Source organism: Streptomyces sp. NPDC030838 (assembly GCF_055572035.1).
The window spans coordinates 1,416,983-1,439,550 of record NZ_JBVIED010000001.1 but is presented as its reverse complement, the minus strand read 5'-3'; the positions used below and the strand labels follow the sequence as shown (position 1 = coordinate 1,439,550).

At 72.6% G+C, this 22,568-nt stretch carries 16 protein-coding genes; 10 read left to right on the top strand and 6 right to left on the bottom strand.

Annotated elements, in window-relative coordinates; translation table 11 throughout:
- Positions 1 to 5: 5 nt before the first annotated feature.
- The 3 genes from ccrA to ACZ42A_RS06430 all read right to left on the bottom strand — a co-directional run bounded on the left by ccrA (position 6) and on the right by ACZ42A_RS06430 (position 4,563).
- On the bottom strand, positions 6 to 1,343 hold the full coding sequence (gene ccrA / locus ACZ42A_RS06440; protein WP_468526151.1) for a crotonyl-CoA carboxylase/reductase: 1,338 nt from the start codon (positions 1,341 to 1,343) through the stop codon (positions 6 to 8).
- 444 nt (positions 1,344 to 1,787) lie between these two features.
- Positions 1,788 to 2,597 (bottom strand): TetR family transcriptional regulator, encoded by an 810-nt coding sequence (locus ACZ42A_RS06435; RefSeq protein ID WP_468525985.1) that lies wholly within the window; start codon positions 2,595 to 2,597, stop codon positions 1,788 to 1,790.
- Positions 2,598 to 2,757: 160 nt separating this feature from the next.
- Entirely contained in the window at positions 2,758 to 4,563 is a 1,806-nt protein-coding gene (locus ACZ42A_RS06430) for a 3-hydroxyacyl-CoA dehydrogenase family protein (RefSeq protein ID WP_468525984.1), read from the bottom strand.
- Positions 4,564 to 4,950: 387 nt separating this feature from the next.
- Between ACZ42A_RS06430 and ACZ42A_RS06425 the strand changes: the two genes are divergently transcribed.
- Complete coding sequence (locus tag ACZ42A_RS06425) at positions 4,951 to 5,535, top strand: adenylosuccinate lyase (RefSeq protein ID WP_468525983.1); 585 nt, start codon at positions 4,951 to 4,953, stop codon at positions 5,533 to 5,535.
- 30 nt (positions 5,536 to 5,565) lie between these two features.
- Here the strand turns inward: ACZ42A_RS06425 and ACZ42A_RS06420 are convergent, their stop codons facing one another.
- The 3 genes from ACZ42A_RS06420 to ACZ42A_RS06410 form a co-directional block, all read right to left on the bottom strand.
- The gene (locus tag ACZ42A_RS06420) at positions 5,566 to 5,964 is read right to left on the bottom strand and encodes a RidA family protein (RefSeq protein ID WP_468525982.1); all 399 of its coding nucleotides are present in this window, start codon (positions 5,962 to 5,964) and stop codon (positions 5,566 to 5,568) included.
- A 59-nt stretch (positions 5,965 to 6,023) separates the two neighbouring features.
- Complete coding sequence (locus ACZ42A_RS06415) at positions 6,024 to 7,607, bottom strand: alpha/beta hydrolase (RefSeq protein ID WP_468525981.1); 1,584 nt, start codon at positions 7,605 to 7,607, stop codon at positions 6,024 to 6,026.
- A gap of 135 nt (positions 7,608 to 7,742) precedes the next feature.
- Positions 7,743 to 8,783, bottom strand: coding sequence for an Rv2578c family radical SAM protein (locus ACZ42A_RS06410; protein ID WP_468525980.1), 1,041 nt, complete (start codon positions 8,781 to 8,783; stop codon positions 7,743 to 7,745).
- Positions 8,784 to 8,929: 146 nt separating this feature from the next.
- Between ACZ42A_RS06410 and ACZ42A_RS06405 the strand changes: the two genes are divergently transcribed.
- From ACZ42A_RS06405 to ACZ42A_RS06365, 9 genes are all read left to right on the top strand, one after another.
- Positions 8,930 to 9,373, top strand: coding sequence for an SRPBCC family protein (locus tag ACZ42A_RS06405; RefSeq protein WP_468525979.1), 444 nt, complete (start codon positions 8,930 to 8,932; stop codon positions 9,371 to 9,373).
- 161 nt (positions 9,374 to 9,534) lie between these two features.
- Complete coding sequence (locus ACZ42A_RS06400; RefSeq protein WP_468525978.1) at positions 9,535 to 11,940, top strand: MFS transporter; 2,406 nt, start codon at positions 9,535 to 9,537, stop codon at positions 11,938 to 11,940.
- Positions 11,941 to 12,096: 156 nt separating this feature from the next.
- Complete coding sequence (locus ACZ42A_RS06395; protein WP_468525977.1) at positions 12,097 to 14,571, top strand: ATP-binding SpoIIE family protein phosphatase; 2,475 nt, start codon at positions 12,097 to 12,099, stop codon at positions 14,569 to 14,571.
- Positions 14,572 to 14,712: 141 nt separating this feature from the next.
- Positions 14,713 to 15,438 carry a class I SAM-dependent methyltransferase gene (locus ACZ42A_RS06390; RefSeq protein WP_468525976.1) on the top strand — a complete coding sequence of 242 codons (726 nt, stop codon included), beginning with the start codon at positions 14,713 to 14,715 and terminating at the stop codon, positions 15,436 to 15,438.
- A 117-nt stretch (positions 15,439 to 15,555) separates the two neighbouring features.
- Positions 15,556 to 16,461 (top strand): M55 family metallopeptidase, encoded by a 906-nt coding sequence (locus tag ACZ42A_RS06385; protein WP_468526150.1) that lies wholly within the window; start codon positions 15,556 to 15,558, stop codon positions 16,459 to 16,461.
- Positions 16,454 to 17,758: a M20/M25/M40 family metallo-hydrolase gene (locus tag ACZ42A_RS06380; protein ID WP_468525975.1), complete on the top strand. Its 1,305-nt coding sequence runs from the start codon at positions 16,454 to 16,456 to the stop codon at positions 17,756 to 17,758. Before ACZ42A_RS06385 ends, ACZ42A_RS06380 begins: the two co-directional genes overlap by 8 nt.
- Before the next feature lie 18 nt (positions 17,759 to 17,776).
- Positions 17,777 to 19,732, top strand: coding sequence for a dipeptidyl-peptidase 5 (locus ACZ42A_RS06375; RefSeq protein WP_468525974.1), 1,956 nt, complete (start codon positions 17,777 to 17,779; stop codon positions 19,730 to 19,732).
- Positions 19,729 to 20,652: a S66 peptidase family protein gene (locus ACZ42A_RS06370; RefSeq protein ID WP_468525973.1), complete on the top strand. Its 924-nt coding sequence runs from the start codon at positions 19,729 to 19,731 to the stop codon at positions 20,650 to 20,652. The genes ACZ42A_RS06375 and ACZ42A_RS06370 overlap by 4 nt, the downstream gene beginning before the upstream one ends.
- Before the next feature lie 131 nt (positions 20,653 to 20,783).
- Complete coding sequence (locus ACZ42A_RS06365) at positions 20,784 to 22,562, top strand: CocE/NonD family hydrolase (RefSeq protein WP_468525972.1); 1,779 nt, start codon at positions 20,784 to 20,786, stop codon at positions 22,560 to 22,562.
- The last annotated feature ends 6 nt before the right edge of the window (positions 22,563 to 22,568 follow it).

Here is a 22,568-nt window from a genome sequence, read left to right as displayed (position 1 = left end):
GGCTCTCAGATGTTCCGGAAGCGGTTGATGGCGTCGATGTGCTGGGCGCGCAGCTCCTCGTCGCGGACGCCCAGGCCCTCCTCGGGCGCCAGGCACAGCACGCCGACCTTGCCCTGGTGCAGGTTGCGGTGGACGTCGTAGGCGGCCTGGCCGGTGTCCTCCAGGCTGTACGTCTTCGACAGCGTGGGGTGGATCTTGCCCTTGGCGATGAGGCGGTTGGCCTCGTAGGCCTCGCGGTAGTTGGCGAAGTGCGAGCCGATGATCCGCTTCAGCGACATCCACAGGTAGCGGTTGTCGTACTCGTGCATGTAGCCCGAGGTGGAGGCGCAGGTGGTGATGGTCCCGCCCTTGCGGGTGACGTAGACCGAGGCGCCGAAGGTCTCACGGCCGGGGTGCTCGAAGACGATGTCGATGTCCTCGCCGCCGGTGAGTTCGCGGATGCGCTTGCCGAAGCGCTTCCACTCCTTGGGGTCCTGGGTGTGCTCGTCCTTCCAGAACCTGTAGCCCTCGGCGTTGCGGTCGATGACGTGCTCGGCGCCCATCTTCCGGCAGATCTCGGCCTTCTCCGGCGAGGAGACGACGCAGATCGGGGTGGCGCCGCCGGCGAGGGCGAACTGGGTGGCGTAACTGCCGAGACCGCCGCTCGCGCCCCAGATCAGGACGTTGTCGCCCTGCTTCATCGCCGCGCCGTTGCGGGAGACCAGCTGGCGGTAGGCGGTGGAGTTGACCAGGCCCGGGGCGGCGGCCTCCTCCCAGGTGAGGTGCTGGGGCTTCGGCATGAGCTGGTTGGTCTTGACCAGCGCGATCTCCGCCAGGCCGCCGAAGTTGGTCTCGAAGCCCCAGATGCGCTGCTCGGGGTCGAGCATGGTGTCGTCGTGGCCGTCGGGGGACTCCAGCTCGACGCTGAGGCAGTGGGCGACGACCTCGTCGCCGGGCTTCCAGGCGTTGACGCCGGGGCCGGTGCGCAGGACGACGCCGGCCAGGTCGGAGCCGATGATGTGGTACGGCAGGTCGTGGCGCTTGGTGAGCGGCGAAAGCCTGCCGTAGCGCTCCAGGAAGGCGAACGTGGACACCGGCTCGAAGATCGAGGTCCACACCGAGTTGTAGTTGACCGAGGAGGCCATGACGGCCACCAGGGCCTCGCCCGGACCGAGCTCGGGAACCGGGACCTCGTCCAGGTGGATCGACTTGCGCGGGTCCTTGTCGCGGGTCTCCAGGCCCGCGAACATCTCGACCTCGTCCTTGTGGACGGTGATCGCGCGGTACGACTCGGGGAGCGCCAGGTTGGCGAAGTCGGCCGAAGTGGCCTCGGGGGACTGGATCGCGTCCAGAATGTCCTTCACGGTCACGGTATTGCCTCCGGCGATGAGCGCCCTTGAGGGAGGGGCGCTGAGGGTTACGTCGGTGCTGCTGAGGGATGAGGGTGTGGGTGCCGTCGGTTCGGCGGGTGGTGCTGTTCGGCAGCGCTTTGTGGCGCGGGAGGATGCCTGTGACGCAGGCGTCCGGGCGCGCGGGCCATGGGCCCGCGGGGACAGTCGGCGCACGGTGGATCGGTGTGCTCCGGCCGCCCGGACAACATCAACGTATGGCACGCCGTGTCAGGTGACAAGGCACTGCGTGCCAGAAGTTGCTCTCAAATGAATTCTTTACTTGACAGATGAGCGATGATCGATCGAACGGCTTCGGGAAGAGCCCCGAAAACCGCCTCTGACATGGCAAAACGGCCACCCCGTGGGGTGGCCGTTCTCACATCGGTGCCAGGAGGTCAGCGCTGCTTCACCGGGTGGTCAGCGCTCCTTCAGCGCCTCCTCGATGGTCCGCATGACCTCCTCCAGCGGGGCGTCGGTGCGGGCCACGGTCACCAGCACCTCGCCGTGCGCGGAGGCCGTCGCCGCGGCCGGCGTCGGGGCGGTCGTGCGGCCCGCCATGATCCCGGTGCCGAAGGTCTTGCGGACGATCGCGAAGGCGTGGTCGAGCTGGGCCTCCACATCGCCCTGGCCACCCGCCCGCAGCCAGCGCCGCAGCACGTGGTTGTGGGCCGTGACCACGGCGGACGCGGCGACCTCCGCCAGCAGCGGGTCGTCGTTGGCGTCGTCGTCGTGCGCGTGCTCGTCGAAGTGGCCGAGGAGATAGCGGGTGAAGAGACGTTCGTAGCGGGCCACCGACGCGATCTCCGCCTCGCGCAGGGTGGGCACCTCGCGCGTCAGCTTGTAGCGGGCGACCGAGATCTCCGGCCGGGCCGCGTACATCTTCATGACTTCCTTGATCCCGCGGCACACCGTGTCGAGCGGGTGCTCGTGCGCGGGGGCCGCGTTGAGCACGGCCTCGGCGCGGATCAGGGTGTCGTCGTGGTCCGGGAAGATCGCCTCTTCCTTGGAACGGAAGTGGCGGAAGAAGGTGCGGCGCGCGACCCCGGCCGCGGCCGCGATCTCGTCGACGGTGGTCGCCTCGTACCCCTTGGTCGCGAACAGCTCCATCGCCGCGGCCGCCAGTTCTCGGCGCATTTTCAGCCGCTGGGCGGCGGCGCGACTGCCTGCGGCACTTTCCGGCGCGTCGGGCGTGGCTGGTGTACGGGAGGACTTGGCGGGCTGGGACATGACCCGAACGTACTGCATGTGCGCGGCCTTTTGCGCAGGTCCGGGGTTTCCCCCGCCCTCGGAGGGCGGGGGAGTCCGGGCGGGCGCGGGCTGGGTGAGCCTCCCCGGGTCGAGGAGTCCGCCCCACTCCGCACCCGCCCGGAACCAGTCGCCGGGCCGCTCAGCGCCGGGCATATTCGCGGAAGCCGCGGCCCGTCTTGCGGCCGAGGCAGCCCGCGGCCACCAGGTGCTCGAGGAGCGGCGCGGGGGCCAGGCCCGGGTCGCGGAACTCGCGGTGCAGGACCCGCTCGATGGCCAGCGAGACATCCAGTCCGACCACGTCCAGCAGCTCGAACGGGCCCATCGGGTAGCCGCCGCCGAGCTTCATGGCGGCGTCGATGTCGTCGAGCGAGGCGTAGTGGTCCTGGACCATCTTGATCGCGTTGTTCAGGTACGGGAAGAGCAGCGCGTTCACGATGAAGCCGGCGCGGTCGCCGCAGTCCACGGCGTGCTTGCGGATCTTGGTGCAGACCTCGCGGACCGTGGCGTGGACGTCGTCCGCGGTCAGCACCGTGCGGACCACCTCGACCAGCTTCATCGCCGGGGCCGGGTTGAAGAAGTGCATGCCGATCACGTCCTGCGGGCGCGAGGTGGCGCGGGCGCAGGCGACGACGGGCAGCGAGGAGGTGGTGGTGGCCAGGACCGCGCCCGGCTTGCAGACCTTGTCCAGCGCGGCGAACAGCTGCCGCTTGACCTCCAGGTCCTCGGCGACCGCCTCGACGGCCAGGTCGACGTCGGCGAAGGCGTCGTAGGAGCCCGCCGGGGTGATCCGCCCCAGGGTCTCGGCGGCCGCCTCCGCGGTCATCCGGCCCTTGTCGACCGAGCGGGCCAGGGACTTGCCGATCCGGGCCTTGGCGGCCTCGGCCTTCTCCTCGCTGCGGGCGGCGAGGACGACGTCGTAGCCCGCCTTGGCGAACACCTCGGCGATGCCGGACGCCATCGTGCCGGAGCCCGCCACGCCGACCGAGCGGACCGGGCGGCCGGGGACCCCCAGACCACCGGAGAGCGGGGTCAGCGCGTCCCGCACGACGGTGGCGCTGCCCGGGGCCTCGTAGGTGTAGAAGCCGCGGCCCGCCTTGCGGCCGGTCAGGCCCGCCTCGCTGAGCTGCTTCAGGATCGGCGCGGGGGCGTGCAGCCGGTCCTGGGACTCGGCGTACATCGCCTCCAGGACCGTGCGGGCGGTGTCGATGCCGATGAGGTCGAGCAGGGCGAGCGGGCCCATGGGCAGTCCGCAGCCCAGCCGCATCGCGGCGTCGATGTCCTCGCGGGAGGCGTACTTCGCCTCGTACATCGCGGCGGCCTGGTTGAGGTAGCCGAACAGCAGGCCGTCGGCGACGAAACCGGGGCGGTCGCCCACCGCGACGGGCTCCTTGCCCAGGTAGTACGCGAGCTGGGTGATCGCGGTGACGGCCGCGGGCGCGGTCAGCACCGAGGAGACCACCTCGACCAGCTTCATCGCCGGCGCCGGGTTGAAGAAGTGCAGGCCCAGAACGCGTTCGGGGCGGGCGGACTCGGCGGCCAGGCGGGTCACGGAGAGGGCGTTGGTGCCGGTGGCGAGGATCGTCTCGGGCCGGACGATGCCGTCGAGCTCCCGGAAGATCTGCTGCTTGATCTCGTACGACTCCGGAGCCACCTCGATGACCAGGTCGGCGTCGGCCGCGGCCCGCAGGTCGGTGGAGGTGCGGACGCGGGCGAGCGCCTCCGTGCGCTCCTGCTCGGTGAGCCTGCCGCGCTCGACGGCGCGGGCGGTGGAGGCCTCCAGGGCGGCGACGCAGCGCGCGGCCTGGGCCTCGCTGATGTCGATGCCGACCACCTTCCGGCCGGCCTTGGCCAGGACCTCGGCGATGCCGGTGCCCATGGTGCCGAGGCCGACGACGGCGACGGTCTGGAGCGGGGACAGGGAACTGTCGGACAGGGGAGCGGCCATCGCGGGACTCCAGGAATGAGGGTGACGACGGGAAGCGCGCCCGGGTGCGCCGAAGGGCGCACCGGGTGCGTGAGAGATGTGCGGGTGTTGGCCGGGCTGCGAGCGCACACGCCCGGTGCCGACCGCCGCGGACGTGCACACGTCCGCCGAGCGGCGGTGAACCGACCGGCCCTGTCCCGTGGCCGAGTCGTATCGAGGTACGGAAGAAGTACCGAACCGACTGCTCCTCGCGGCGGCCGCGTCACCAGACCGTCGCGAGGGGGTGCGAGCGGGTAACTCGCTCGTCTGAGCTTAACTCGCGGGTAACGAGCGCGCCAGTCCCCCGTCTTTGTGATGTGGGTCCCGCATCGGGTCCCTCGCCCGACCGATCGCCCCTACCCTCGCCTCATGGATGTCAGGGACGAAGCGTCACGAGCGCTCACCGAACGCTTACGGCAGGAGTCGGGAGCCTCGGCGGCGTACGAGCATCTGCTGGCGACCGAGGACCACGACGAACTCGCGGAGGTGCTGACGGCCCCCGGACAGCCCCTGTGGGCCCGCGAACTGGCCGCCTTCCGCCTGGGCGTGGCGGGTGACCGCCGCGCCTTCGAGGCCCTGGTCCTGCTCCTCAACCACCGCGACCCGCCGCGCTGCGCCGCCGCGGCCCACGCCCTGGCCCGGCTCGCCGACCCGCGCACCGCCCGCGCGGCGGCCGCCCTCGCCACCAACGAACTCCGCGTGGCCTACGCCCTGCACCCGGTCCGCCTGCTGGTGGAACTCCGGGCCCCCGAGTCCGTCCCCGCGCTCATCACCACCCTGCAACGCCGCCTGCGCCCGCACGACCCCTACCGCCGCGTGGCCCTCGCCTGCGTCGAGGGCCTCGGCACCCTGGCCGACTCCCGGGCCCGCCCCGTCCTCAACGAGGCCCTGGCCCACCCACCCCTGGCCGAGGCCGCGGTACGGGCCCTGGCCCGGATCCCTGAGCGGAGGTGATCCCAGGGAGCGGTGATCCGTGCACGGCCATCAGTCGGGCACCACCGCGAACGCCTCGACCTCCATCAGGAACTCGGGGCGCACCAGGGCGGCGACCTGGACGGCGGAGGAGGCGGGGAGGCGGTCGTCGGGGATGTGGGCGGCGCGGGCTGCGCGGAGGGCGGGCAGGTGGGCGATGTCGGTGACGTAGTAGGTGAGCTTGACGACGTCGTGCCAGGTGGCGCCGGCCGCGGTCAGGCAGTGCTGGAGGTTGGTGAAGACCTGGTGGGCCTGGGCGGCCGGGTCGCCGTCGCCGACCAGCGCGCCGGACTCGTCCAGCGGGAGCTGGCCCGATATCGCCACGAAGCGGCCGGTGCCCATGACGACGTGGGAGTACTGCGCGGCGGGTGCGACACCCTCGGGGGCGGGGATCCTGGTCAGCTCGGTCATGGGTCCATCGTGGACCATGGGTCTGACAACGCCCCCGACGGGCCGTCACCTCCCGTTGCTCAGCGGCGGAAACCGAGCAGGCGGTGCAGGGCCGCCCCCTCCGTCGCGGCGGACGTCTTGGCCTTCAGCGGCTTCGGGTCCGGCAGCGCCGGGCACACCGCGTCCGCCTCGCCGTCGCCGCGCGGCACCGTGCCGTCGGACAGATACGCCGCGAGGTGCTTGTCCAGGCAGGCGTTGCCGCTCAGCGTGATGCCGTGGTTCCCGCCGCCCTCCTCGACCACCAGGCTGGAGCCGCGCAGCAGCCGGTGGAGCGTGGTACCGCCCTCGTACGGGGTGGCCGCGTCCCCGGTCGCCTGGAACAGCAGCACCGGCGGCAGCGCGTCGTTGGCCACGTCCACCGGGTCGTTCTTCTCGTCCGTCGGCCAGAATGCGCACGGCGCGTTGTACCAGGCGTTGTTCCAGGCCATGAACGGCGCCTTCTCGTGCACCGCCCAGTTGTCCTCGCGCCACTCCTTCCAGTCGCGCGGCCAGCCGGCGTCCCGGCACTGCACCGAGGTGTAGACGCTGTAGCCGTTGTCGCCGGAGGCGTCCACCGCGCCGAAGTCCTCGTACGCCTCGACGAGCGGCTCCGCGTCCTTGTCCTTGACGTACGCCGCGAACGCCTCGGCGAGATACGGCCAGTAGCCGTTGTAGTAGCCGCCGGGCATGAAGGTGTCCTCCAGCTCCGCCGCGCCCACCGTGCCGCCCGCCGGCTTCTTCGCCAGCGCCGCCCGCATCGCGTACCAGGCGGTCTCGACCTTCTCCGGGTCCGTGCCGAGCCCGTACGTCCTGTCGTGCCGGGCCACCCACGTCATGAAGGCGCGGTGGCGGTCGTCGAAGGCCAGGTCCTGGGCGAGGTTGTTGTCGTACCAGACCCCGGTCGGGTCGACGACCGAGTCCAGGACCGCGCGGCGCACCTGCTTCGGGTACAGCCGGGCGTAGACCGCGCCGAGGTAGGTGCCGTACGAGTAGCCGAAGTAGGAGATCCGCTCGGCGCCCAGCGCCTGGCGGATCCGGTCCATGTCCCGCGCCGCGCTGACCGTGTCCATGTACGGCAGCACGTCCGCGTGCTTCGTGCGGCAGGCGTCCGCGAACGACTTCGCGCGCGCGAGGTTGGCGGCCTCGACCGCGGGTGTGGCCGGCACCGAATCCGGCCGCACCGGGGCGAAATGGCGGGGCGCGCAGTCCAGGGCGGGGGCGCTCTGGCCCACCCCGCGCGGGTCGAAGCCGATCACGTCGTACTGGGCGGCGACCGCCTTGGGCAGAGTGGAGGCGACGAATCCGGCGAGGGTGCGGCCGCTGCCGCCCGGGCCGCCGGGATTGACCAGCAGGGGGCCCTGGTACGTCTTCGCGGTGTGCGGGACGCGGGACAGCGCCAGTGTGATCTGCCGCCCGCGCGGATCGGTGTGGTCGAGCGGCACCTTCAGGGACGCGCACTGGAGCGTCGGGTGGTCGGAGGTGCCGCACTTCTTCCAGGCGAGCCCCGCGGCGGGAGCGGTGTCCGCGCCGGGGGCGCCGGCCTGGGCGGGGGCGGCCGTGAGTGTTCCGGCCGCGACGACGGCGGCGCCGCAGAGTACGGCCGCGCGCTGGGTCAAGTAGTGCATGGAGTCCTCCCGGGACGGAGGTTTCCGGACCGCGCGGGTCACGGTCCTCGCCGCATCGTCCCGGCGAGAGGCCCCGGAAGAACATGTTCTGGCAAGAGTTGACCCCATTGGGTCGCTCTATGCGCCCTAATGCTCTCAAATGAGGGTGAGTTGGGTCGGCTCCGACGGAGCCGCCGGGGCCGGCGCGGGCTCCCGGATCCGGCGCGGCGTCCCCCCGCGCGCGGGGCCGATGCCGTACTCCTGGGCGAGTTCGTGCACCTGGCGGGTGATCCGGCGCTGGTACCACTTCGGGGCGTAGGCGCCGTCCGCGTACAGCCGCTCGTAGCGGCGCACCAGATACGGGTGCTCGCGCGCCAGCCAGGCCATGAACCACTCCCGGGCGCCGGGCCGCAGATGCAGCACCAGCGGCGTCACGGAGGTGGCCCCGGAGGCCGCGATCGCCCGCACGGTGGCCCGCAGCCGGTCCGGATGGTCGCTCAGGAACGGGATCACCGGCGCCATCAGCACCCCGCACCCGATCCCGTGCTCCCCGAGGGTCCGTACGACGTCCAGGCGCCGCTCCGGCGCCGGGGTGCCCGGCTCCACCGTGCGCCACAGCTCGGTGTCGGTGAAGCCGACCGAGACGGAGATGCCGACGTCCGTGACCTCGGCCGCCTGGGTCAGCAGCTCCAGGTCGCGCAGGATCAGCGTGCCCTTGGTCAGGATCGAGAAGGGGTTCGCGTGGTCGCGCAGGGCCTCGATGATGCCCGGCATCAGCCGGTAGCGGCCCTCCGCGCGCTGGTAGCAGTCGACGTTGGTGCCCATGGCGATGTGCTCGCCCTGCCAGCGCCGGGACCCGAGCTGGCGGCGCAGCAGCTCCGGCGCGTTCACCTTCACCACGATCTGGGAGTCGAAGCCGAGGCCCGTGTCGAGGTCCAGATAGCTGTGCGTCTTGCGGGCGAAACAGTAGACGCACGCGTGCGAGCAGCCGCGGTAGGGGTTCACCGTCCACTCGAAGGGCATGCGCGAGGCCCCGGGCACCCGGTTGAGGATCGAGCGGGCCCGCACCTCGTGGAAGGTGATCCCGCGGAACTCCGGCGTATCGAAGGTCCGGGTGGTCACCGCGTCCGCGCCGAACAGCGCGGCGTCGGCCCGGGCGTGGTCGTCGGACTCGACGGAGAGGTTCTCCCAGCGCATGACGCCTCCTCGGTAGTGCTCGGGCCACAGAATAGAACATGTGTTCCCATGATCGTGCGAACGACACAGGACCCCGATTTGGGCGGCCGGGCGCCGGGGTGGTTGGCTTGCCCCAACCCCGAGAACCCAGGTGCTGGAGGTACGCAATGGCGCAGGTCGAGGCCACTACGGAACGGGTCGTCGCGGCGGACCCGGAGACGGTGTTCGACGCGCTCGCCGACTACAGCGGCACGCGCGCGAAGCTGCTGCCCGAGCACTTCAGCGAGTACGAGGTGCGCGAGGGCGGCGACGGCGAGGGCACCCTCGTCCACTGGAAGCTGCAGGCCACCAGCAAGCGCATCCGCGACTGCCTCCTGGAGGTCAGCGAGCCCACCGACGGCGAGCTGGTCGAGAAGGACCGCAACTCCTCCATGGTCACCACCTGGCGGGTCACCCCGGCCGGCGAGGGCAAGTCCCGGGTCGTCGTGACCACCACCTGGCAGGGAGCCGGCGGTATCGGCGGCTTCTTCGAGAAGACCTTCGCGCCCAAGGGCCTCGGCCGGATCTACGACGCGGTGCTCGCCAAGCTCGCCGCCGAAGTCGAGAAGTAGTCAAGAGTCAATCACTTACTGGGCGTTGGCGCTCTCACCGGATCGAGTGGTTCTCCGTATCGACCGGCTTTACGCCGTAACTCGTCGCGCTCGCGTGTAGTTGCCGATGCGCACAGGGCTTCTGTGCGCATCGTGCAGCGGCGCGACGAGGGGAGCGGTACGTGGGCGGGATCACTCTGGTACAGGACGAGCCGGTCGCGGCGACGCCCCCGCAGCTCCCCGCCCCGCACCCCGCCCAGGCCGTCGAACTCGGCCCCCGCCGGGTGCGGTTGATCTTCTTCGCGCTCATGCTGGCGCTGCTCCTCGCCGCCCTGGAGCAGATGATCGTCGCCACCGCGCTGCCGCGGATCGTCGGCGAACTGCACGGCCTGGACAAGATGTCCTGGGCGATCACCGCCTATCTGCTCACCGCCACCGTCGGACTGCCGGTCTACGGCAAGCTCGGCGACCTGCTCGGCCGCAAGGGCGTCTTCCAGTTCGCCATCGTCGTCTTCGTCATCGGCTCCGCACTCGCGGGACGCGCGCAGACCATGGACCAGCTGATCGCCTTCCGCGCGGTGCAGGGCGTCGGCGCGGGCGGGCTGATGATCGGCGTCCAGGCGATCATCGCGGACATCGTGCCGCCGAGGCGGCGCGGCCGGTTCATGGGTCTGATCGGCGCCGCCTTCGGACTCGCCTCGGTGGCCGGGCCGCTGCTCGGCGGCTACTTCACCGACCACCTCTCCTGGCGCTGGTGCTTCTACATCAACGTGCCCTTCGGCCTGGTCACCATGGCCGTCGTCGCCGTCGTCCTCAAACTCCCCAAACCCAGCGCGAAACCGCGCTTCGACGTGCTCGGCGCGCTGCTGCTCGCCGCCGCCTCCACCTGCCTGGTCCTGCTGACCAGCTGGGGCGGCACCGAACACGCCTGGGACTCGCGGGTCATCCTCGGCCTCGGCGCGGGCGCCCTCGCCGCCACCGTGCTCTTCCTCGTCGCCGAGCGCTTCGCCGCCGAACCCCTCATCCCGCCGCGGCTGTTCCGCGACTCCGTCTTCAACGTCACCGGTCTAGTCGGTCTCGTGGTCGGTGTCGCCCTGTTCGGCGCGGCGAGCTATCTGCCGACCTTCCTGCAGATGGTGGACGGCGCCAGCGCCACCGAGTCCGGGCTGCTGATGCTGCCCATGATGGGCGGCATCGTCGGCGCCTCCATCGTCTCCGGCCAGCTCATCAGCCACACCGGCCGCTACAAGGTCTATCCCGTCCTCGGCAGCGCCCTGTCCGCCGTCGGCATGTGGCTGCTCTCCCGGCTGGAGACCGACACGCCCCGGCTGCACTACAGCGTCTGGATGGCCGTCCTCGGCGCCGGCATCGGCCTGGTGATGCCGGTGCTGATCCTCGCCGTGCAGAACTCGGTCCGCCCCGCCGACCTCGGCACCGCCACCAGCGCCAACAACTACTTCCGGCAGATCGGCGGCAGCGTCGGCGCCGCGGTCTTCGGCACCCTCTTCGCCGACCGGCTCACCGACGCCCTCGGCGACCACCTCCCGGCGCGGGCGGGCGCCGGGCTGCCGGACCCGGAGTCGCTGACCCCGGAGCTGGTGCACGCGATGCCCCCGGCGCTGCGCGACGCGTACATCCAGGCCTACGCCGACGCCATGCCGAGGATCTTCCTCTACCTCGTGCCGGTGCTCGTCCTCGGCCTGCTCTTCGCCTTCTTCCTCAAGGAGAGACCACTGGTGTCCCACAACGCCTCCGCCACCGCCCCGGAGACCCCGCCGGTATACGCACCGGCGCCCGCCCCGATCCCGCACGCCCGCGCGGCGTACGCGGGCGGCATCCCGGTCTGCGGCACGGTGCAGCACCCCGACGGGACGGTCGTACCCCGCGCGGCGCTCACCCTCATCGACGTCGCCGGACAGCAGATCGGACGGGGCGCCAGCGGCGAGGACGGCCGGTACGCGCTGGCCACGCCGGGCTCAGGGGCGTACGTCCTCATCGCTGCCGCGGGCGGCCACCAGCCGCAGGCGGTCTCCGTGACCGTCGGCGAGCGCCCCGTCGAGCTGGACGTCGTCCTCGGCGGCGCCGGGCGCCTCGCGGGCACGGTGGTCACCGCCGACGGCACCCCCGTACGCGACGCCACCGTCACCCTCACCAACGTGCACGGCGAGGTCGTCGCCAGCACCCGCAGCGGCCGCGAGGGCGGCTACGTCATCACCGAACTGGTCGCCGGCGAGTACACCCTCGCCGCCAGCGCGCCCGCCTTCCGCCCCGCCGCGCTCCCCGTCACCGTCCAGGCCGCCCGCGAGACCCGCCAGGACATCGAACTCGCGGGCGGCGCCGTACTGCGCGGCACCGTCCGGGCCGGCGGCGGACGGCCCGTCGAGGACGCGCGCGTGACCCTGCTCGACGCGGCGGGCAACGTCGTCGACACCCTGACCACCGGCCCGGACGGCATCTTCCGGTTCGTCGACCTGTCGTCCGGCGAGTACACCGTCATCGCGGCCGGCTATCCGCCCGTGGCCACGGTGCTCCAGATGGCGGGCGGCGGCCGTACGGAACGCGATCTCCAACTGGGGCACGAGGACTAGGGCCTGCCTCATAGGGGCGCACGGCGCCCCGGCGTGCGCGCCGGAGCGGACCGGTGGCGTCAATTCCCGTATTGCCGCCCCTCACCCGCGGCCGTCGCCGTACGGTGGTGGCCGGGGCACAGATCATCCGCAGCCAGGGGAGAGAGGGCCTGCGCCATGGACCGTGGCACCGACCGGGAGGCGCCTGACGGCCACGAGACCGGGACGGTCGCGGCGACCGGCCACCCCGCGCCCGGACGCGTCCCGCTCGCCGTGGTCGTCGTCGACCGCGAAGGCCTCGTCTCCCACTGGAGCAGCGGCGCCCGACGGCTGTTCGGCACGGCCAAGGAGACCGCGATCGGCCGCCCGGTGACCGACCTGCTGCCCGTCACGGGCGCGCTCCCGGAGGACGACCCTCCGGGCACCGGGTACGACGGTCTCGGCCCCGGCCTGGAGGCCTCCCTCGACGGTGGGCTGTCCTACCCGGCCGCGGGCCGCGCCCGGCTCACCGTGCCCGCCGGGGACCGCGTCGACGTTCTCTGGTGGGCCTATCCGCTGGTCGGTCCCGGCCCGGAGCGGCTGCTCGTGCTCGCCGCCGACGCGGCCCGGCTGCGTCCGCGGGACACCGGGGAGCCCGGCGGCGCCGCGCCCGTCGAGCGGATCGCGCCCGGCTTCGCCCTGCACACCGACTTCCCCGGCGCCCCGGAACTGGCCCGACGGCTCCCCGAGATCCTGCCCAGCATGAGCGTCGACGAGAGCGCCCGGATCGTCTCCCAGATCCTCGAACTGGGCTATCCGATCCTGGAGTTCAGTCAGAACGACCGGGTGCCCGTCACCCCCGACTGGGGCGTGCCGCGCCGGGCCGAGCGGCGGGCGCGCCGGGAGCGGCTGGCCCGCGCCGTGGCGGCCGGGGAGCCCGTGCCCGAGGAGCTCCGGGACGAGGGCGAGGACCTGGAGTACGCCGCCGTACGCGAGCGGCTGGAGTTCCTGAACGAGGTCAGCGGGAAGATCGGCACCTCGCTCGACCTGGCGCGGACCATCGTCGAGGTGAGCAAGGCCGTCGTCCCCCGCTTCACCGACGTCGCCGGAACCTATCTGCGCGAACAGGTCGTCGCCGGCGAGGGGTTCCCGGAGGGCGCGCCGGACACCACCACGATGTGGCACCGGGTGGCCGTCGAGCACACCGACGAACCCGGCCGCTGGGATGACGTCGTCCCCGTCGGCGAGGCCATGCCCTTCCCGGCGCACACGCCGTTCTTCCAGTGCATGACCACCGGCGAACCCGTCCTGGTGCCGCGGATCAGCGAGGAGATGGGCCACGCCATCGCCGCGCAGTTCGAGAAGCGGGACATCCGGCCGCTCATCACCGGACGTTCGATGCTCGTCGTGCCGCTCAAGGCACGCAACGTGGTGCTCGGCTTCATGATCCTGCTGCGCCACCCCGAGCGCACCGAGTTCAACGACATGGACCGGGTCACCGGCGCCGAACTCGCCGCCCGCGCGGGCCTCGTGCTCGACAACGCGCGCATGTACACCCACCAGGAGAACGTCGCCGAGACGCTCCAGGACAGCATGTTGCCGCACATCCCGCCGCGGATGGCGGGCTGCGACATCGCCACCCGCTATCTGCCGGGCACCCTGCTGGGGCGCGTCGGCGGCGACTGGTTCGACTCGGTGAAACTGCCCGGCGCCCGCACCGCCTTCGTCGTCGGCGACGTCATGGGGCACGGCCTGAACTCGGCCGCGATGATGGGGCAGTTGCGCACGGCCGTCCAGACCATGGCCGCGCTCGACCTGCCGCCCGCGCAGCTGCTGCGCAACCTCGACGACCTCGCCCAGCGGCTCGGCGACGGCTACCTCGCCACCTGCCTGTACGCCGTCTACGACCCCATCGCGGGCGAGCTGCACCTCGCCAACGCCGGGCACATCCCGCCGGTGGTCGTCCGCGCCGAGGACGGGCGCAGCGAACTGCTCGACCTGCCCACCGGCGCGCCCATCGGCGTCGGCGGGGTGCCCTTCGAGGCCGTACGCGTGCGCGTGGAGCCCGGCGACCGGCTGGTGATGTGCACCGACGGGCTGGTGGAGACGCGCGGCGAGGACATCGGCGTGGGCCTGGCCGCGCTGTGCGCGTCGGCCGCCCATCCGGCCGCCTCCATGGACGACGCCTGCGACACCATCATCCGCGCCCTCGCCGCGACCTTCTCCGCGGCGGGCCGCGGCGGGCGCAAGGACGACGTGGCGCTGCTGATGGCGCGGCTCAACGGCATCGCGCCGGACGACGTCGCCGAGTGGCGGCTGGCCCTCGACCCCGCCGAGGTGCGCCGGGCCCGCGCGGTGGTGCGCGAGCAACTGCACGAGTGGGGCCTCGCCCGGCTCGTGGACGCCGCCGAGCTGATGGTGAGCGAGCTGGTCACCAACGCCGTACGGCACTCCCACCGCCGTCCCCTCGAACTGCGGCTGGTCCGCGGCGACACGCTGCTGTGCGAGGTGGACGACGACGATCACGAGCTGCCCACCCTGCTCAGCGCCGGACCGCGCGACGAGGCCGGACGCGGACTGCGCGTGGTGAGCACGCTCGCCCGGGAGTGGGGCGCGAGCCGCACCGGCGCGGGCAAGAGCGTCTGGTTCGAACTGACGCTGCCGCGCCGCTGACGTGGCGTCGGGTGCCGGGGCGGCCACGGGTCGAACGTGCCGTGAAGGTCCGTGTGGCCCGCTTGTGGCCGTGACCGGGGAGCGATAGACCGTACTCGCCCGTCACTCGGTCGGGCCGCCGTCGCACCTGGGGAGTCGGTCATGAGCGTGACGAGTCGGTATCGGGAGGCCTGGGAGGGCTTCTGGCACGAGGCGCCGAGCGAACCGGGGGCCGTGTTCTGGGACGCGGAACCGGCGCTCACCGCCGGTCTCCACGTCGGCCTGTTCGAACCGCACCTGACCGAGCCCGGCCTGCCGATGGTCGACCTGGGCTGCGGCAACGGCACCCAGACACGCTTTCTCGCCGCGCGCTACGGGCGGGTCCTCGGCGTCGACCTGTCCGCCGCGGCGCTGGCGCACGCCCGGCGCGCGGACCCGGCCGGACAGGCGGCGTACCGGGTGCTGGACGCCGCCGAGAAGGGCGAGATCGAGTCGCTGCACGCCGAATTCGGCGACACCAACGTGTACCTGCGCGGCGTACTGCACCAGTGCGAGCCGGACGACCGGCAGCCGCTGGTCGACGGCATCGCCGCGCTGGTCGGCACCCGCGGGCGGGCCTTCCTCGTCGAGCCCGCGGAGGCCGCCGGGGCGGTCCTGCGCTCCCTGGCGCAGCGCCCCACCGGTCCGCCGGCCAAGCTGGCCCCGGTGTTCCGGCACGGCATCGCGCCGGCCGAGCTGCCCGACGCCGCCGTCCCCGCGTTGCTGAGCGCGGCCGGGCTCACCGTCCTGGCGAGCGGCGAACTGCCGCTGACCACCACGGAGTCGGGGCCCGACGGGGCACCGGTGCAGCTGCCGTCGCTCTGGCTGGTGGCGGGGCGCGTGGGTTAGCGCCGGTGCCCGCCACGACAGCGGTGGCTGTGCGTACGTTCTGGTCTGCCGTCCGGGCCGCGCGTAACGTGAGGCCGACAAGATCCGCGGTCCGGACGCAGCGGAGTGGGGAGCATGGTGAAGATCCTCATCAGTGCCGACATGGAGGGCGCCACCGGTGTCACCTGGCCGGCCGACGTCCTGCCGGGGACACCGCAGTGGGAGCGGTGCCGCGCGATGTTCACCTCGGACGTCCAGGCCGCCGCGCTCGGCTTCTTCGACGGTGGCGCGGACCAGGTGCTGGTGAACGAGGCGCACTGGACGATGCGCAATCTGCTCCTGGAACAGCTGGACGACCGGGTCGAGATGCTGACCGGGCGGCACAAGGCGCTGTCCATGGTGGAGGGCGTGCAGCACGGCGACGTCGACGGCATCGCGTTCGTCGGCTACCACGCGGGCGCCGGCATGGAGGGCGTCCTCGCCCACACCTACCTCGCCAACTCCATCACCGGCGTCTGGCTGAACGACGTCCGGGCCAGCGAGGGGCTGCTCAACGCGCATGTCGTCGCCGAGTTCGGCGTCCCGGTCGTGCTGGTCACCGGGGACGACGTGGCCTGCGAGGACGCGCTGGGGTACGCGCCGGAGGCGCTGAAGGTCGCGGTGAAGGACCATGTGTCGCGGTACGCGGCGGTGTGCCGTACGCCGGCCAGGACCGCGGCGGACATCCGGGCTGCGGCGAAGGAGGCGGTGGCGCTGGCCGGTCGGCGGGATCCGGTCGCCGGTGGATCGTATGCAGTCGGCGGTGCGGGTGCAGGCGGTGGGTCGCATACGGCTGGCGCGCCTTCCGTAGCCGGTGGACCGTATACAGTCGCCGTCGAGTTCGACGCCGAGCATCTGGCGATGGCCGCCACCGTCGTGCCGGGTGTCGACCGGATCGGTGAGCGCAAGGTGGCGTACACCAGTCCGACCATGTACGAGGGGATCCGCACCTTCAAGGCGGTCACCACCGTCGTCTCGGCCGCAGTGGAGGAGCAGTATGGCTGACCAGCGCGCGATGGACGAGGTCGTCGAGTTCACCTCCGGGCTCATCCGGATCGACACCACCAACCGGGGCGGCGGCGACTGCCGGGAGCGGCCCGCCGCCGAGTACGCGGCCGGGCGGCTGGCCGAGGCGGGCCTGGAGCCGACGCTGCTGGAGCGCACCCCCGGCCGCACCAACGTCGTCGCCCGGATCGAGGGCACCGACCCGTCCGCCGACGCGCTGCTGCTCCACGGTCACCTGGACGTCGTGCCCGCCGAGGCCGCCGACTGGAGTGTGCACCCGTTCTCCGGGGAGGTGCGCGACGGGGTCGTCTGGGGCCGGGGCGCGGTCGACATGAAGAACATGGACGCGATGATCCTCGCCGTCGTCCGGGCCTGGGCCCGCGAGGGCTTCCGGCCGCGCCGGGACATCGTGATCGCGTTCACCGCCGACGAGGAGGCCAGCGCCGAGGACGGCTCCGGGTTCCTCGCCGACGAGCACCCGCACCTGTTCGAGGGCTGCACCGAGGGCATCAGCGAGTCCGGCGCGTTCACCTTCCACGACGGCGCCGGCCGGCAGATCTACCCGATCGCCGCCGGGGAACGCGGCACCGCCTGGCTGAAGCTCACCGCGCGCGGCCGCGCCGGGCACGGTTCCAAGGTGAACCGGGAGAACGCGGTCACCCGGCTCGCCGCCGCGATCACCCGGATCGGCGCCCACGAGTGGCCGCTGCGGCTGACCCCCACCGTGCGGGCCGCCCTCACCGAACTCGCCGCGCTCTACGGCATCGACACCGACCTGCGCGACGTCGACCGGCTGCTGGAGAAGCTGGGCCCGGCCGCCAAGCTGGTCGAGGCGACCGTGCGCAACAGCGCCAACCCGACCATGATGGACGCCGGTTACAAGATCAACGTCATTCCGGGCGAGGCCGTGGCGTATATCGACGGGCGGTATCTGCCCGGCGGCGAGGAGGAGTTCCGTACCACCCTCGACCTGCTCACCGGGCCGGACGTGGACTGGGAGTTCCACCACCACGAGGTCGCCCTCCAGGCGCCGGTGGACTCGCCGACGTACGCCAAACTGCGCGCCGCCGTCGAGGAGTTCGCGCCGGAGGGGCATGTCGTGCCGTACTGCATGTCCGGCGGCACCGACGCCAAGCAGTTCTCGCGGCTCGGCATCACCGGCTACGGGTTCACCCCCCTGAGGCTCCCCGAGGGCTACGACTACCAGGCCATGTTCCACGGCGTCGACGAGCGGGTGCCGGTCGAGGCGCTGCACTTCGGCGTCCGCGTCCTCGACCGCTTCCTGCGGACGGCCTAGGCGGACGGGGGACGAGAGGTGCGCACCCTGGCCTACGGTTCCTGGCCCTCCCCGATCGACGCGGCGCTCGCCGCCGCGCACGACGGCCATCCCGAGTACGTCGGCTTCGTCGGAGACGAGGTGTGGTGGACCGAGCCGCGGCCCGCCGAGGGCGGCAGGCGTGCCCTGGTGCGGCGGCGGGCGGACGGCGTCGAGGAACAGGTGCTGCCCGCGCCGTGGAACGTGCGCAGCCGGGTCTGGGAGTACGGCGGGCGGCCCTGGGCGGGCGCGGTCGTGGACGGCCGGCCGCTGGTGGTGTTCGCGCACTGCGCCGACCAGCGGCTGTACCGGTACGAGCCCGGCGGCGGCCCGCCCCGTCCGCTGACTCCGGTGTCGGCGGTGGGCGGCGGGCTGCGCTGGGCCGATCCGCTGCTGCGGGCGGAACGCGGGGAAGTGTGGTGCGTGCTGGAGGAGTTCACCGGCGACGGGCCCGGTGACGTCCGCCGGGTCCTGGCCGCCGTACCGCTGGACGGCTCGGCCGCCGAGGACCGGGGAGCCGTCCGCGAACTGAGCGACGGCGGGCACCGCTTCGTCACCGGGCCGCGGCTCGCGCCGGACGGACGGCGGGCGGCCTGGCTCGCCTGGGACCATCCGCGGATGCCGTGGGAGGGGACCGAACTGGTCGTCGCCGAGATCGGGGACGACGGCGGGCTGCGGGACGCGCGGACGGTGGCCGGGGGGCCGGAGGAGTCCATCGCCCAGGTCGAATGGTCGGCGGACAACCGTCTTCTGTATACAAGCGACCGTACGGGCTGGTGGAACCTGTATCGCGACGGCGAACCGCTGTGCCCGCGCGAGGAGGAGTTCGGCGGCCCGCTGTGGAAGGTCGGGAGCCGCTGGTTCGCGCCGCTGGACAACGGGCTGATCGCTGTCGTCCACGGTCGGGGGTCGACCGTACTCGGCATACTGGATCCCGAATCCGGTGAACTCGTCGACAGCGCCGGCCCGTGGACCGAGTTCACCCCCACCCTCGCCGTACACGGCGAGCGCGTCGTCGGCGTCGGCGCCAGCCCGCGCAGCGCCCACGAGGTCGTAGAACTGGACACCCGCACTGGCCGCGCCCGGGTGATCGGCGCCCCGCACGACCACGCCGTCGACCCCGCGTACTACCCCGAGCCGCAGATCCGCACCTTCACCGGCCCCGCCGGACGCGAGATCCACGCCCGGGTGTACCCGCCGCACCACCCCGCGTGCACCGCCCCCGCCCACGAGTTGCCCCCGTACGTCGTCTGGGCGCACGGCGGGCCCACCGACCGCGCTCCCCTCGTCCTCGACCTCGCCATCGCCTACTTCACCTCGCGCGGCATCGGCGTCGCCGAGGTCGACTACGGCGGGTCCAGCGGCTACGGGCGCGCCTACCGGGAGCGGCTGCGCGAGCAGTGGGGCGTGGTCGACGTCGAGGACTGCGCGGCCGTCGCCCTCGCCCTCGCCGACGAGGGCACCGCCGACCGGGCGCGGCTCGCCATCCGGGGCGGCAGCGCGGGCGGCTGGACCGCCGCCGTCTCCCTCACCGCCACCGACGTCTACGCCTGCGGCACGATCGTCTACCCCGTCCTCGACCTCACCGGCTGGGCGTCGGGGGAGACCCACGACTTCGAGTCCCGCTACCTGGAGAGCCTGGTCGGGCCGTTCGCCGAGGTGCCCGCACGGTACGCCGAGCGCTCGCCCGTGACCCGGGCCGACCGGATCGCCGTACCGTTCCTGCTGCTCCAGGGGCTGGACGACACGGTCTGCCCGCCCGTGCAGAGCGAGCGGTTCCTGGCCCGGATGAACGGACGGCGGGTGCCGCACGCGTACCTCGCCTTCGAGGGCGAGGGCCACGGATTCCGCCGGGCGGAGACCATGCGGCGCGCCCTGGAGGCGGAACTGTCCCTGTACGCCCAGGTGTTCGGGCTCCGGGTGCCCGGCGTCCCCCAGCTGGAGCTGACCAAGTGAAGGAACTCGTCCGGCCGGCCCGCCTCGCTCCCGGCGCCCGGGTCGCCGTCGTCGCGCCCAGCGGGCCGGTGCCCGAGGAACGGCTGCAGGCGGGGCTCGACGTGCTGCGCGGCTGGGACCTCGACCCGGTCGTGGCCCCGCATGTCCTCGGCCGGCACCCCGAGTTCGGCTATCTGTCGGGCACCGACGCCGACCGGGCCGCCGACTTCCAGGCCGCCTGGTGCGACCCGGCCGTGGACGCGGTGCTGTGCGCCCGCGGCGGCTACGGCGTGCAGCGGATGGTCGACCTGCTCGACTGGGACGCGCTGCGCGCCGCCGGGCCCAAGGTGCTGGTCGGCTTCAGCGACATCACCGCGCTGCACGAGGCGTTCGCCGTCCGGCTGGGCCTGGTCACCCTGCACGGGCCGATGGCCGCCGGGATCGACTTCATCAAGAGCGCGCGCGCCCAGGAGCATCTGAGGGCCACCCTGTTCGCGCCGGAGACGGTCCGCGTGATCGCCTCGGGTGGACGTGCCCTGGTGCCGGGGCGGGCGCGTGGCGTGCTGCTCGGCGGCTGTCTGTGCCTGCTGGCCGCCGAACTCGGCGCCCCGCACGCCCGGCCCTCCGCCGAGGGCGGGCTGCTCTGTCTGGAGGACGTGGGCGAGGAGACGTACCGCCTGGACCGTTATCTCACCCAACTCCTGCGCTCCGGGCGGCTCGACGGGGTGCGCGGGGTGCTGCTCGGCTCCTGGGAGGAGTGCGGTCCCTACGACCAGGTGCGCGCCCTGCTGGCCGAACGGCTCGGAGGACTCGGCGTGCCGGTGGCGGAGGAGTTCGGATTCGGGCACTGCGCCGGCGCGTTGACGATCCCCTTCGGGGTGCGGGCGGAACTCGACGCGTCGGCCGGGACCTTGACGCTGGAGGAACCGGCGCTGCGCTGACCGTGCCCCGGCTGAGTTCCCGTCAAGAAACCTCCGTGCCGGTGATTGACCCGCTCTGACACGTGTCACAGCATGACTACCGACCAGTACCTACTGGTCGGTATCGGGTTGTCCTCAGTGTGGAGGTCCATGTGCCCCGACGTGCGCCCAGATCGCGTGCCGCCCTCGCCGCCGTGCTCGGCGCGGCCCTCACCGCCCCGCTCGCCCTCACCGCTCCCGCCACCGCCACCACGCCCTACACGGTGACCGCCCTGACGTTCACCGTCCGGGCGGGCGACCGCACCTGCGCCGTCGACGCCGACCTCTACCGGCCCGCCGGCGTCGACCGCGACCACCCCGCACCCGCCGTCCTCGCCACCAACGGCTTCGGCGGCAGCAAGGACGACGGCTCCACGGACGCCATCGGCAAGGCCTTCGCCCAGCGCGGTTACGTCTCACTCGTCTACTCCGGACTCGGCTTCGGCAAGTCGGGCTGTCTGATCTCCCTCGACGACCCCGAGACCGACGGCCGGGCCGCCGCCCAACTGGTCGACTTCCTCGGCGGGAAGCGGACCGCCGACGACGGCACCCGCGCCGACTTCGTCACCCTCGACCGGGCCGGCGACCCGCGCGTCGGCATGATCGGCGGCTCCTACGGCGGCGCCGTCCAGCTCGCCACCGCCGCCGTCGACCGGCGCGTCGACGCGCTCGTGCCGATGATCACCTGGCACGACCTCGCCTACTCCCTCGACCCGAACAACGCGGTCGGCGCGCGGGACGTCCCCGGCGCCTTCAAGTGGCAGTGGACCAACGGCTTCTACCTCATCGGCGAGGGCCAGCCGCTGCTCCAACCCAGCCTCGACCCGTCGCGCATCAACTCCCTCGCCTGTCTGCACTTCGTCACCCGGGCCTGCGAGACCGTCCGCACCCTCAACTCCGGCCGCTACCCGGCCGACCGGACCGCCGAGCTGCTCGCCTACGCCCGCAGCGTCTCCCCGGTCTCCTACCTGCACCGGGTGCAGGCGCCGACCCTGCTGGTCCAGGGGCAGGCCGACACCCTGTTCAACCTCAACGAGGCCACGGCGACGTACCGGACGCTCAAGGCGCAGGGCACGCCGGTGAAGATGATCTGGCAGTCCTGGGGCCACAGCGGCGGCCTCACCAGCCCGGCGTCCGGCGAACTGAACCTCGCCCAGGGCAACCTGGAGACCAGCTACGTCGGCCGCCGCATCCTCGCCTGGTTCGACCGCCATCTCCACCGCAGGCCCGCCGACACCGGACCCGCCTTCGCCTACCACCGCGCCTGGATCACCGACCCGGACGACACCTATGCCACGGCCGACCGGCTGCCCGCGCTGACGAACACGCTGTACCTCTCCGGCGACGGCAAGCTCGTCGACAACCGCACCGAGGTGACGCGCGGCAGCCGCTCGTACACCAACGGGCTGCTGCCCAGCAGCCACTCCGAGAGCTCGCTGGCCGGACTGATCGGACTGCCCGACCCGGCGCCGTACGACACTCCGGGCACCCACCTCGGCTGGACCAGCGAGCCGCTGACCCGGCCCCTGACCGTCGTCGGCGCGCCCCGCGCCACCCTGAAGGTCGTCTCCCCGGCGGCCGAGCGCACCCAGCACTCCGGGGACGCCGCCGACAAACTGGTGCTGTTCGCCAAGCTGTACGACATCGCGCCCGACGGCACGAGGACGCTGGTGCACCGGCTGGTCGCCCCCGTGCGGGTGCCGGACGTCACCGAGCCGTTCACCGTGACCCTGCCCGGGATCGTGCACCGCTATGAGGCGGGGCACCGGCTGCGGTTCGTGATCGCGGCGAGCGACGACGCGTACTTCGGCAACCGGGGTGTCAAACCGGTGACCGTGGTGAGCGCGCCGGACGACACCGGCGTACTGCGGCTGCCGGCGGTCGGCGGCTGAGTGGAC

Bases quoted from the DNA above. Each gene is read 5' to 3' on its own strand.
- ACZ42A_RS06435 (WP_468525985.1), bottom strand. From the start codon at position 2,597: ATGTCCCAGCCCGCCAAGTCCTCCCGTACACCAGCCACGCCCGACGCG.
- ACZ42A_RS06430 (WP_468525984.1), bottom strand. From the start codon at position 4,563: ATGGCCGCTCCCCTGTCCGACAGTTCCCTGTCCCCGCTCCAGACCGTC.
- ACZ42A_RS06425 (WP_468525983.1), top strand. From the start codon at position 4,951: ATGGATGTCAGGGACGAAGCGTCACGAGCGCTCACCGAACGCTTACGG.
- ACZ42A_RS06420 (WP_468525982.1), bottom strand. From the start codon at position 5,964: ATGACCGAGCTGACCAGGATCCCCGCCCCCGAGGGTGTCGCACCCGCC.
- ACZ42A_RS06415 (WP_468525981.1), bottom strand. From the start codon at position 7,607: ATGCACTACTTGACCCAGCGCGCGGCCGTACTCTGCGGCGCCGCCGTC.
- ACZ42A_RS06410 (WP_468525980.1), bottom strand. From the start codon at position 8,783: ATGCGCTGGGAGAACCTCTCCGTCGAGTCCGACGACCACGCCCGGGCC.
- ACZ42A_RS06405 (WP_468525979.1), top strand. From the start codon at position 8,930: ATGGCGCAGGTCGAGGCCACTACGGAACGGGTCGTCGCGGCGGACCCG.
- ACZ42A_RS06395 (WP_468525977.1), top strand. From the start codon at position 12,097: ATGGACCGTGGCACCGACCGGGAGGCGCCTGACGGCCACGAGACCGGG.
- ACZ42A_RS06390 (WP_468525976.1), top strand. From the start codon at position 14,713: ATGAGCGTGACGAGTCGGTATCGGGAGGCCTGGGAGGGCTTCTGGCAC.
- ACZ42A_RS06380 (WP_468525975.1), top strand. From the start codon at position 16,454: ATGGCTGACCAGCGCGCGATGGACGAGGTCGTCGAGTTCACCTCCGGG.